Raw genomic sequence first — 12,104 nt, forward strand, 5'->3', positions numbered from 1 at the left:
TAAAACAAGAATTACAATCAAAACAAATAAACATACGACTCTAATGGACATCAAGTATAACAGTGCCGGATTAATCCCAGCAATTATTCAAGATTCGACAACCAAAACCGTTTTAATGCTCGGGTATATGAATGCTGAAGCGGTTTCCAAAACTCTGGAAACTAATAAGGTAACTTTCTTTAGTCGAAGCAAGCAGCGCCTTTGGACAAAAGGGGAGGAGAGTGGTCATTTTTTAACCTTAAACAGTTTGAAGAATGATTGTGATAACGACACCTTACTCATTCAGGCAACTCCAGAAGGCCCAACCTGCCATAAAGGAACGGATAGCTGTTGGGGGGCGACTAACGCCGAATCGTATGGGTTTTTATCAGAATTAGAATCCATTATTTCCGATCGAAGAGAAAATGCTTCCGCTGAAACGTCTTATGTGTCCGAATTATTTGAAAAAGGCATCAATAAAATTGCTCAAAAAGTAGGCGAGGAGGCCGTTGAAGTGGTGATTGAAGCGAAAGATGCAAACGATGATTTGTTTTTAAATGAAAGTGCCGATTTATTATTTCATTACTTAATTTTATTGCAAGCAAAAGGCTTTAAGCTCGATTCGGTTATTGAGGTTTTGAAATCGAGACATTAATTTTGTAACTCTTTTTAAAATACCGACCTTGTAGTCATGTTGCAAAAACGCTATTTTTATTTAGTCAAAGTTCAGTTTTTAGGCTACCGGTTTCATGGTTGGCAAAAACAACCCAACACCAAAACTGTGCATCTGATGATTGATCGCACCCTAAAATTTATACTGGGAGAACAATCTTTTAAAACACTCGGAGCGGGGCGAACGGATGCCATGGTCTCTGCGAGTGAGGCTGCTTTTGAATTGTTTTTAGATGGACAACCCTTACAGGATTTAGTCGAATTTATGGGAACGTTTAATCAAAACCTTCCACAAGATATTAGAGCGTTGAGCATTGAAGAAGTGGATGCGAAATTTAATATCATTCAGGATTCAAAATTAAAAGAATACCATTATGTATTTGCACAGGGCGAAAAGTTTCATCCGTTTGCAGCACCGATACTGACCACTATTTTAGAGCCGTTGGATATCGATTTAATGAAAGAAGGGGCACTGTTGTTTGAAGGTAAAAACAATTATAAAACCTATTGTTATAAACCTACGAATGAAGGCGTTTATGATCGAGAATTGATCGGTTGTGAGCTGATTGAGAACACACTGTACACGGCCAGTTTTTTTCCTAAAAAAAGTTATGTTTTAAAAGTGATTGGAAAAGGGTTTGGACGGCATCAAATTCGATTGATGATGGGGGCTTTGATCAAATTAGGACGGGGCGAAATCGATTTGGAGTATATTAAAGACAGTTTGAAATCTGAAAGTGAGTTTGTCATGGATTATATTGCACCAGCATCGGGCTTGATTTTACATAAAATAGAATTTAAAAAACCATAAGTTATGATCTCCAAAGATGTATTTAGTTTTCTAAAAAAATTGCAAAAAAACAATAACCGCGATTGGTTTCATGACCATAAAGCGAGTTTTAAGGAAATTGAATTGGACGTGAAACAATTTTATAGTCAGTTATCTGAGCAACTAAATCAGTTTGATTCGATTGATACATTTAAAGTATTTCGAATTTATAGAGATGTTCGTTTTTCAAAGAATAAATTACCTTACAAAACCCATTTTGGGGGGAGCTTTCATCGGACGAAACCAGAATTAAGAGGGGGTTATTACTTACATCTTGCCCCCGAAAACGAAAGTTTTATTGCCACTGGTTTTTGGGATCCTAGTAAAGAAGACCTTTTGAGAATCCGTAAAGAGTTTGAAATGGATTCGGAAGATATCCGAGCGTTGATGGATACACCTGCATTTAAAGCGGTTTGGGGGACGGTTCAAGGGGATGAATTGAAATCGGCTCCAAGAGGGTTTGACAAGCAAGATCCAAACATTGATTTGATTCGTAAAAAACAGTTTATTTTTGTGCGAAAATATTCTGATAAAGCCGTATTATCCAAAGACTTTGAACATCAAATCGTTGAGAGTTTTAAAGTGATCAGACCTTATTTTGATTATATGAGCTCGGTATTAACCACCAATTTGAATGGCGAATCTACGTTGTAGGGCGGGCTTCTGAGAGTACCTGAACATGGCTAATTAAACGTTCTTTAATAATGCCGGTCATTCGTTTATTTAAGGCGGATGCATTTTCAATGTACTGGGAATATTCTTCGACCGAAAACAGACCAATAATGAGGTCTTTTAGGCTGTTTCTAAAAGCGGTATTTTTTACAATCGCAGTATCGATATACATGATTTTTTTCTCAACCGACAAATCAAAAAACACGTTTTTGTAGGTTTTACAATAATTCAAAAATACGGCGATTAACAGATCATTTTGAAACTTTATAATCGGTCGTAAAATGGAATTTTGAAAATATTCTTCGGATGACATTTCCGTTTTAACCGTTCCTGTTATGACGTCAGGTCGAAGGGATTTTAAACTCGAATCTCTTAAACTCATGGCTTATTTTTTAGAGGCTGGAAAAAGAGGCGATTCCGCAATTTTTAGATCAAAATCATTTACAGATGCTATCATATGATCAAAAATGTCTGCAATAATAAATTCATAGTTTTTCCAACGTTTATCACTACTAAAGGCATAAATTTCAATGGGTAGCCCTTGCGCTGTAGGTTGTAACTGTCGCACCATAATCATCATGTCTTTATTGATCGCCGAATGTTGTTCAATAAATGTTTCCATGTATTTTCTAAAAACGCCAATATTGGTTAGATTTCGTCCATTAATTAGTAGCGATTTATCAATCGTATGATTTTCGTTATAGGTCTTGATGTCCTGAGAGCGTTGTAAAATATAATCGGATATAAGTTGAATTTTAGACATTTTTAGAATATCATCCTGACTCAAGTTTTTAACACTCTCCATCCGAATGTTCAAAGAACGCTTAATACGTCTTCCGTTCGATTCGTCCATTCCGCGCCAGTTTTTAAAGGAGTCGGAGATCAGGGCATAGGTGGGGATGGTGGTGATGGTGTTGTCAAAATTTTGAACTTTTACCGTTGCTAAATTAATTTCAATGACATCGCCATCGGCACCAAATTTCTCTAAGGTAATCCAGTCTCCAATACGAACCATGTCATTAATAGACACCTGTATACTGGCCACAAACCCAAGAATAGTATCTCTAAACACCAAAATAATAATGGCCGAAACGGTTCCTAATCCCGCAATAAATTTAAAAAATGAAATTCCGGTGATTATAGCGACAGTTCCAAAAATTCCGGTCATCCATACAAAAATCATAAAGACCTGAATATAACTATCTACAGGTTTATCTTTAAGGAAACTAAGGGTTTTGAAATATATTTTTAAAGAGTTGAGGACATTTCTTACGCCCCAAATTGTAAGGCCTATTCCAACTAATAAAATGGTTTTCTCACAAAATTCTTTCCCATTCTCGAACCCATTAAATAAACTAGGAATGAGATTATAGGTTAGGATATAAGGGACTATTTGAGCAATGCTACCAGGAACTCTATTTTCGAGCATGATATCATCAAAATCCGTTTTAGATTTATTTGCAATCTTTGTAAACGTTGCCCGAATAATTTTCTTTAAAACAACATCAACAATATAAATAAGGATTGTTAGAAGTATAAACAAACCAGAAATACTTAGAAATGAAGCGATGTTTTCGGATAGCCCCCATGAAGTTAATAACTGAACGATCAAATCGATAATATGTTCCATTGTTTAGGCTGTTTTTCTGAGTTTGTATTCGACGATAAACGTTCCAAAAGGAATGATAGACGCTAAGGCAATTAAAATAAAATGTTTTTTAAACCATTTATGATCGAATCGTAATACGATCACAAATGCGATATACGCCATAAATAGAAACCCATGCGGCATGCCGAGCATTTTAACAAGTGTCACGTCGCCATTAAGATACTTTAAAGGCACGCCAACAAATAGTAATAGAATATACGACAAGCCTTCTAAAAAGGCGATGACACGGAATATGGTAAGAGTTTTCATTGGCTTTATTTGTATGCTACAAAATTAGTGAACTAAACTGAATAGAGGGCATTGGAAGTTGAAATATTCTATTTTACATAATATAAATTATAGTACAAATGTATTGTTTAGTTAGTAAGAAAGGTTTATCCATTTGATAGCTATAATTTGTCATTATGTAAAATTGCCGCTACCAAGCGCTCGATTGTTTTATAACTCAAATGCGTAGCATTCACGAGCTCCAAAATATTAAATAGAAATAACGCGAGTAATTATCCATCGCTTGCCAACGCCAAAATAAAAGCTAACCTTTTTACTCTTATTAAAAATCGCGTATTCGATAAAATGTACACAATAAAAAAATTTAGACGATTCTCGTGAGCTTGCCACAAGAGCATAAATTTTAAGAAAAATAAAATTCTATGCACTTGTTATATTTAGAACTTCAAATAATCCTTTTTTTAATGTTTCATTATTAAGTATTTTAAAAATTGATTCTCAATCAATTCTTCAAAATAATGTCTTGAAACAAAAGAAACAAAAATTCATGGCTGCATATAATTTTGGAAACAATTAACGGTTCATTCGCTATATTTTAGACTATTTAGCGTTAAGAAAATGTACCCAAAGTACATTTTTAGTTAAATACGATTTGAAACAAGGTTTTAGTAAAGTATTGTATCCTAATACAATCATCCACAGGATAATTGTATTTGTATAGCCTAAAATATGCACACTCATTTCACCTATTGTTTAAACAAAATTTTATGAGGCCAAGTTTAACATGGAGATTCTATTTTACATAATAAAAACCTTTATGTATTTGAGACTAAATTTTAAAAACCTCTTGTGGTTGTTTAAAACTTTTAAATTCCAACATATATCCATTTGGGTCTTTAACAAAAAATGATAAATGTTCTCCAGATTTATTTTTTAGAAAAGTTGCTTGTGTTACTAATTCTAAATTCAGTTCATTAAGTTTAGAATACATTCTACCCCATTCTTCTACATTTAGAATAATCCCAAAATGAAAAGTAGGAAGAATTTTTCCCTCAAACACATAGTTAGGGCTATTAAAATTAAATTTAGCTGCTTGGGTAAAGGTTATTTGATGTCCAAATAAGTTAATATCTACCCAGTTATTAGAATGCCTTCCTAAAACTGCACCAACGGTTTCAATATAAAACGTTTTGGTTTCTTCAGCATTTGTGCATGGTAATGATAAGTGAAATAAAGTTTCCATATTAATTTGCTTTAATTGGTTATAAGTAATCTTTATTCAAATAAAAAAATCTTGTATTAATTTACTTGTTTTCTAAACTGGTCAAAATATAATGTTATTGCACTTCGGTCGTCTTTATCCAGGTATTCAAGTGCATCATACCAAGAAACCCACAGCACTTTTTTAAACTTATGAGGTTCTAATACTTCAATATTTTTTATTGAAGTATTTGTTATAAAATAATGCTTATAGATTTCTTTTTTTTTAGTGTTATTATTCTTCCTTGATAGAAAATAAGTCAATTCTTTCTTTTTGAGCTTTAACCCTATTTCCTCAAAAGTTTCTCTTATTAATGATTGAATATCTGTTTCTTTTTTCTTTTTCACACCACCAGCAAGTGAATACTTTTTCTTCTCACCTATTTTTTCAAGAACAAGAATTTTGTCATTCTTTATGGCAATAAGTCTAGATTTATCAATTTTACTAAACATGATTAATTCTTTAGCTTAATCTAATTCATTTAAAATATCAATATCCACACCATCATCAGTAGAATCATCATCTTCTTCTTCATGTTCTTCCATAGCTTGAACTAATCTTTTTCCAACTTTTACTAAATATGCTGTGTCTTCGGTTCTTACTTCAACAGCCTCTATGTATTCATTTTGCGCATTTCTAAACGCAATTATATCCTTATCAGAATATCCGTCAGGAAATTTATCCACTAATAGATTTAAAATGTCTTCATTTAACTTTTGATAATCTACAATTTTACGTATCATTTTTTTAGAGTTACATGCCTAACAAATAGGCAAAGATTAACGGAGCAACGATCGTAGCATCACTCTCTATTATAAATTTTGGTGTATTAATATCTAATTTTCCCCAAGTTATTTTTTCATTCGGAACTGCTCCTGAATACGAACCATAACTTGTAGTAGAATCACTTATTTGGCAGAAATAACTCCAAAAAGGAGTGTCTGTTCGCTCCATATCTTGATATAGCATTGGAACGACACATATTGGAAAATCTCCTGCTATTCCACCTCCTATTTGAAAGAATCCTATACCATTATCCGAATTATCAGAATACCAATCTGCAAGAAAGGTCATATACTCAATTCCAGATTTCATAGTACTGGCTTTAAGCTCTCCTTTTAGGACATAACTTGCAAAAATATTTCCCATAGTACTATCTTCCCACCCTGGACAAATTATAGGTAGATTCTTTTCTGCTGCTGCATACATCCATGAATCTTTTAAATCTATTTCGTAGTATTCTTCTAAGACTCCAGATAATAACATTTTATACATGTACTCATGTGGTAGATAACGTTCTCCTTTATCATCTGCATCCTTCCATATTTTATAAATATGTTGTTGTAATCTTCTAAACGCTTCTTCTTCTGGGATACAGGTATCAGTAACACGGTTAAGGCCTTGTTCTAATAAATCCCATTCTTCTTCTGGCGTTAAGTCTCTATAGTTAGGAATACGTTTATAATGAGAATGTGCAACCAAATTCATAATATCCTCTTCTAAATTTGCTCCTGTACAAGAAATAATTTGCACTTTATCTTGTCGTATCATTTTAGCAAAAATCTTTCCTATTTCTGCTGTACTCATTGCTCCTGCCAAAGACACTAACATCTTTGAACCTTTATCTAATTGCTCTTCATAAGATTTAGCTGCGTCTACAACTGTAGCCGCATTGAAATGCAAATAATATGTTTCTATAAATTCTGTTATTGGTTTGTTCATTTTTAAATTTTTTCGATTATAACTTGAATAACTTCAAAAAGGATTAAAATAATAATAATCCATTCTAACATGCTACTATATCTATGTTGCAAAATATCTTTAAATAGGTCTAAATTTTCTTTTATAACATTTAGGTAGAATTGTAATCCGTGATGACGTTTTACTATATCTAACTCATCTTTTATTTGATAATCTAATTTCGATAGCTCTTCATTTGACCATGCCAAATCTGAAGAGTCGAATATGAATAAATTTTCTGCGATACTATTTTTAAGATTCATCGTTTTTCCGATATAAATACGCATCTGTTTTTTTGAAAGTTTAATATTACCAGTGTTTTCTAACTGTTTTGCGTAAATAAGAGTACTCTCATGCAAATTTTCGGTTTTATTTAAATAATGCTTTAATGCTACCGATTGACCTAAATTGAGCATGATAATATGTGCTACATCTTTAGAAAGATTGTCAACTTGAATTTTTCCAAAATCAACTTCAGTAGAATCCCCTATTTCTATGATATACTCTTCTTTTGGAGAAAATTCTAATGAAAATTCTATTTCTAGAAAAGTTGATAAAATACTATCTATAAAACCCTTTTCACAATTTAAAAACACAATACTTCCATAGTCTTTCACATACATAAAAGACTCTTTTGCAATACTATATAACAAAAAAGAGTGCTCTCTTCTTAATATTGAAAGCTCACAATTAGATCGAAATTTTTTCAAATCGATATGATTTTCAATATGATATGCAACAACTTTATATTCCATTATTAAAACAGATAATAATTAGACTAATAATCAACGTCTTCATTAAATTTTGAAAAATTATTAGTTTTTGGTTTATCATTAAATGTACTATCAAATTCGTCTTCAATAGTCTCATTTTGAAACTTATAACTTAACATTTTGTAATACAGTTTTGCAGCAAGAAAATCTGAAGATTTATCTATTTCATTAGGGCATAACTCAACAATATCAAAACCAATAACATTTTTTTTTGCAAATACTTGCTTAAGAAAGTCTATAGTTTCATACCAAAGTAAACCACCTGGTTCTGGTGTACCTGTGCTTGGTAATATTGAAGGGTCGAAAGCATCTAAATCGAATGTAATGAATACATTATCTGTCATTTGGTCAATTGCTGAATCCATCCAAGAATCATCTATTGCCATATCGTGAGCAAAATAAGTTTTGTCTAAATTCATAACAGATTTCTCTTTTATGTCTATAGAACGAATACCTACTTGAATTAAATTGGTATTCTGACTTGCTTCATAAACAGCGCAAGCATGATTGCATGAGCTACCTTCATAACTTTTTCTTAAATCTGCATGTGCATCTATATGCAATACTGTTAAGTTTGGAAACATCTCATTAAATGCTCTAATAGTACCAATAGATATAGAATGCTCTCCTCCAAAAATGGTTACAAACTTATTTTTCTTAATGTATTTTTTTGTGACTTCATGTACTGCATCCACCATACTTTCTGGAGAGGTATTTTCAGTAACAGCATCGGTTAAGTAAACACCTTGTTTATAAACTTCTGAACCAGTCTCAATATCGTAAAGTTCCATGTTTTCAGAAGCTTCTAAAAAGGCTTTTGGTCCTTTATCAGCCCCTTTTTGCCATGTGCTTGTTCCATCATAAGGGACAGGTATTAATACAATTTTCGCGTTTTCTAATTTTGCAAATTCTTCTGGTATTCCAGCATAAGTTTTAATATCCATTTTATTTGTGTGCTAATTGAAATTCAGTATTTAAATTTTGTATCGTATTAGTTTCAGGCTTTTTATCATAGCCTAAAATTTCAAGCAATTCCTCACTTTTTTGTTGTTCTCTAAATAATCGTGTTGTAATAATACCGTGTTCATTTTTATCAATTATAACATGTTTGGGAGCAGGAATTAAACAGTGTTGCAAGCCCCCATAACCTCCAATGGTTTCTTGATAAGCTCCAGTATTAAAAAAGCCAATATATAAGGGTTTATCTTTATTGTATTTTGGTAAATAGATAGCGTTCATGTGTTGTTCACTGTTATAATAATCATCACTGTCACAAGTTAATCCTCCGAGTAAAACACGCTCATAAGAATCATTCCAACGGTTTATTGGCAACATGATGAAACGTTTGTTAATTGCCCAAGTATCTGGAAGGGTTGTGATAAAAGACGAATTAATCATATTCCATTTTTCTCTATCGTTTTGTTGCTTTTGATACAGCACTTCATAAATTACTCCACCACTTTCTCCAACTGTAAAACTCCCAAACTCTGTAAAAATATTAGGCACATCTACACCTTCCTCTTCACAGGATAGCTTAATTTGATTGATTATTTCATCTATGATGTATTCATAATCAAAATCAAATGCTAATGAATTTTTAATAGGGAATCCTCCTCCAATATTCAAACTGTTTAGTGAAGGACATATTTTTTTTAAACTTGTATAAACTTTTAGACATTTTAAAAGCTCATTCCAATAGTAAGCATTATCTCTAATACCTGTGTTAATAAAGAAATGAAGCATTTTAAGTTCTACTTTAGGATTGTCTTTAATTTGTTTGTTGTAAAAAGGCACAATGTTTTTGTAACCTATTCCTAATCGAGAAGTATAAAATTCAAATTTTGGCTCTTCTTCCGAGGCTATACGAATGCCTATATTATAGTTTTCATGTATTTCATTTGAGAGTAAATCTATTTCTTCGTAGTTGTCAATAATTGGAATGCAATTTTGATGACCATTATTGATTAACCTCGCAATATTTGTGATGTATTGAGCACGCTTGAAACCATTACTGATAACAAATGTATTGTCATTTATTTTGCCCTCACTTTTTAGAGATTCAACAATATCTATATCAAAAGCCGAAGAGGTTTCAATATGTATGTCATTTTTCAAAGCTTCATTTAAAACATGCTTAAAATGCGAGCTTTTTGTACAATAGCAATAGTTATAATTCCCATTATAGCTATGCTTCTTAATGGCGTTCTTAAACCATACCTTTGAATTATTTATATTATCGGAAATTTTAGGTAAGTATGTAAATTTTAAAGGTGCACCATAAGTTTCAACCAATTTATTTAGGTCTATATCATGAAAGCGTAAGTGGTCTTTGTCAAGAAGAAATTCTTCTTGAGGAAAATCAAAAGTTTGATTGACTAAATCAATATATTTTGTATTCATTATAAATGTGATAAGAAGTTATTAAAACATGAAAGCAGGAAAGCTTTCCTAAAAAGAATTAATAACTTAAAATCAAATCATAATTTGATATTGCATTTTGGGGACAAAACACAATTTATACAGTGTAGATATATTTTTTACTACGGAAGTTAGCTTTAAATTTCGGTTACTTACCCAGTAAGCTTCTTTTGAATATGACTTCCTAATTTTCAAAAGACCGAACTTATAAACATGTTTCAATTTGTTCAGCTAAAAGCTCCTATGATTAAAGCTTTAGTGAAACAAATTAAATACAAAAATTTAATATTTCACTGTTTTTTATTTTTTTTTATCATTTCCATTTCACACATATTATTCTTCCCTCCTACGTCGTCGCATAAAAAGTGTTACATTACATTTTTAAAGAAACATTTGGGAATAATTTTTTTAAAGAAACTGTAGTAACAATTTTCGCTTTTAGCCAAAGCTCAAGTTACATAACGCAGAACATTATAGAACATTTTTAATTATGAATTATCCTATGGATGATTCATAATTAAAAGTATTTAGAACAATTTTAATATCTGTTGCTACTGTGTAGCAATAATTAAATATATCAAAAACATTCTATTTCTATACGATGATTAGTACTAGAAACAGAAAAAATAAAAAGAAAACTATTTTTTATCATAAAAAGAGAAAAATATGGTTTTGTATAGTTTATGTATTGGAGATTTTTTGTGGAGTATGGCTTAAAGTATTTAATTTAGGTAACTTAAAATAAACAATCTATAAAAAGATTAAATCTAATATTAATAGATATTAAATAAGAGATAAATGCTAAAAAAAGATAAATTTAAGAATAGTGCACTACTTTTTTTATTCGTGTATTTTACATATAATAGTTATGATTTAACCGCTCAAACTGTAAGAATAAGTGAAATAGTTTCCTCTAATACTGATTATACAGATGAAGATGGTGATATGCCTGATTGGTTAGAAATTCATAATTATGGCAATCAAGATGTTTCAATAAATGGTTGGTTTTTATCTGATGATATAAATGACCTTACACAATGGACGTTTCCTAATATTACACTAACGCCTAATGAATATTTACTTTTATGGGCTTCCTCAAAAAACCGTAAAGAAATTAAATACTCTAGAACATTGATCAATCAAGGAGATGAATTTAAATATTTAATTCCTACTTCAGAACCAAATTCTAATTGGAATACTTCTAGTTTTGATGATTCAAATTGGTCTTCTGGTATCTCTGGTTTTGGCTATAATGATGGAGATGATGCTACTATTATTCCCAATGGAACACAATCTATATATCTTAGAAAAGCGTTTACAATTAATAATTTATCTTCTATTTCTTCATTAATTTTAGATTTAGATTATGATGATGCTTTTGTTGTCTATATAAATGGAAATGAGGTTGCTAGAGCTAATATTATTGGTACACCACCAGCTTATAATTCTGGTACTATTACAGATCATGAAGCTCAAATATATACAGGAGGAAAACCTGAAAGATTCCTAATAACAGATTTCAGTTCATATTTAAATGAAGGTGAAAATATATTAAGCATTCAAGCGCACAATATCAGTGCAAATTCGTCAGATTTTACCATCATACCTTTCTTATCTACAGTTTTTACAACTCCGAATAATACTGGAATAGAACCACCTGAAATTTTAAATCTAAATACTACAAATTTTCATACAAATTTTAAAATATCATCAAGTATAGAGACATTAATTTTAACAAATGCTTCTGGTACTATTGTGAATCAAATAACTGCAGAGAATCTTCCCATAAACACTTCTATTGGTACTTCCATAAGTTCTGGAGAAGTTGTAAGTTATTTAGAAACTACACCAGGTTATGAGAAT

General features: G+C 31.3%; 14 protein-coding genes. 4 read left to right on the top strand and 10 right to left on the bottom strand.

Features of this window, described 5'->3' with window-relative positions; all coding sequences use genetic code 11:
- Positions 1–43: 43 nt before the first annotated feature.
- From hisIE to QZ260_RS03480, 3 genes are read left to right on the top strand one after another with little or no spacing between them, the layout of a single operon-like run.
- Positions 44–634, top strand: coding sequence for a bifunctional phosphoribosyl-AMP cyclohydrolase/phosphoribosyl-ATP diphosphatase HisIE (gene hisIE, locus QZ260_RS03470; RefSeq protein WP_295982797.1), 591 nt, complete (start codon positions 44–46; stop codon positions 632–634).
- 36 nt (positions 635–670) lie between these two features.
- Positions 671–1,462: a tRNA pseudouridine(38-40) synthase TruA gene (locus QZ260_RS03475; protein WP_295982771.1), complete on the top strand. Its 792-nt coding sequence runs from the start codon at positions 671–673 to the stop codon at positions 1,460–1,462.
- A 3-nt stretch (positions 1,463–1,465) separates the two neighbouring features.
- Complete coding sequence (locus QZ260_RS03480) at positions 1,466–2,134, top strand: DUF2461 domain-containing protein (RefSeq protein WP_295982774.1); 669 nt, start codon at positions 1,466–1,468, stop codon at positions 2,132–2,134.
- On the opposite strand, the gene QZ260_RS03485 is transcribed toward QZ260_RS03480, so the two are convergent.
- The 10 genes from QZ260_RS03485 to QZ260_RS03530 all read right to left on the bottom strand — a co-directional run bounded on the left by QZ260_RS03485 (position 2,124) and on the right by QZ260_RS03530 (position 10,223).
- The gene (locus tag QZ260_RS03485; RefSeq protein ID WP_295982776.1) at positions 2,124–2,534 is read right to left on the bottom strand and encodes a glyoxalase; all 411 of its coding nucleotides are present in this window, start codon (positions 2,532–2,534) and stop codon (positions 2,124–2,126) included. The two genes, QZ260_RS03480 and QZ260_RS03485, sit on opposite strands and share 11 nt — an antisense overlap.
- Before the next feature lie 3 nt (positions 2,535–2,537).
- Positions 2,538–3,782, bottom strand: coding sequence for a mechanosensitive ion channel domain-containing protein (locus QZ260_RS03490; RefSeq protein WP_295982778.1), 1,245 nt, complete (start codon positions 3,780–3,782; stop codon positions 2,538–2,540).
- 3 nt (positions 3,783–3,785) lie between these two features.
- Complete coding sequence (locus QZ260_RS03495; protein ID WP_295982781.1) at positions 3,786–4,070, bottom strand: DUF3817 domain-containing protein; 285 nt, start codon at positions 4,068–4,070, stop codon at positions 3,786–3,788.
- Between the two features lie 808 nt (positions 4,071–4,878).
- On the bottom strand, positions 4,879–5,292 hold the full coding sequence (locus QZ260_RS03500) for a VOC family protein (protein ID WP_295982782.1): 414 nt from the start codon (positions 5,290–5,292) through the stop codon (positions 4,879–4,881).
- Positions 5,293–5,348: 56 nt separating this feature from the next.
- Positions 5,349–5,762: an NUDIX hydrolase gene (locus tag QZ260_RS03505; RefSeq protein WP_295982783.1), complete on the bottom strand. Its 414-nt coding sequence runs from the start codon at positions 5,760–5,762 to the stop codon at positions 5,349–5,351.
- A 15-nt stretch (positions 5,763–5,777) separates the two neighbouring features.
- Complete coding sequence (locus QZ260_RS03510; RefSeq protein ID WP_295982785.1) at positions 5,778–6,053, bottom strand: hypothetical protein; 276 nt, start codon at positions 6,051–6,053, stop codon at positions 5,778–5,780.
- Positions 6,054–6,063: 10 nt separating this feature from the next.
- On the bottom strand, positions 6,064–7,032 hold the full coding sequence (locus QZ260_RS03515; RefSeq protein ID WP_295982787.1) for a deoxyhypusine synthase family protein: 969 nt from the start codon (positions 7,030–7,032) through the stop codon (positions 6,064–6,066).
- A gap of 2 nt (positions 7,033–7,034) precedes the next feature.
- Positions 7,035–7,805, bottom strand: coding sequence for an RMD1 family protein (locus tag QZ260_RS03520; protein WP_295982789.1), 771 nt, complete (start codon positions 7,803–7,805; stop codon positions 7,035–7,037).
- 23 nt (positions 7,806–7,828) lie between these two features.
- On the bottom strand, positions 7,829–8,767 hold the full coding sequence (speB, locus tag QZ260_RS03525) for an agmatinase (protein ID WP_295982792.1): 939 nt from the start codon (positions 8,765–8,767) through the stop codon (positions 7,829–7,831).
- A 1-nt stretch (position 8,768) separates the two neighbouring features.
- Positions 8,769–10,223 carry an arginine decarboxylase gene (locus tag QZ260_RS03530; RefSeq protein ID WP_295982794.1) on the bottom strand — a complete coding sequence of 485 codons (1,455 nt, stop codon included), beginning with the start codon at positions 10,221–10,223 and terminating at the stop codon, positions 8,769–8,771.
- Between the two features lie 816 nt (positions 10,224–11,039).
- Between QZ260_RS03530 and QZ260_RS03535 the strand changes: the two genes are divergently transcribed.
- Positions 11,040–12,104, top strand: a 1,065-nt coding sequence (locus tag QZ260_RS03535) for a lamin tail domain-containing protein (RefSeq protein WP_295982796.1), incomplete at its 3' end; no start/stop codon positions are given.

The organism is uncultured Algibacter sp., from assembly GCF_905480415.1.
Classification (GTDB): Bacteria; Bacteroidota; Bacteroidia; order Flavobacteriales; family Flavobacteriaceae; genus Algibacter_B.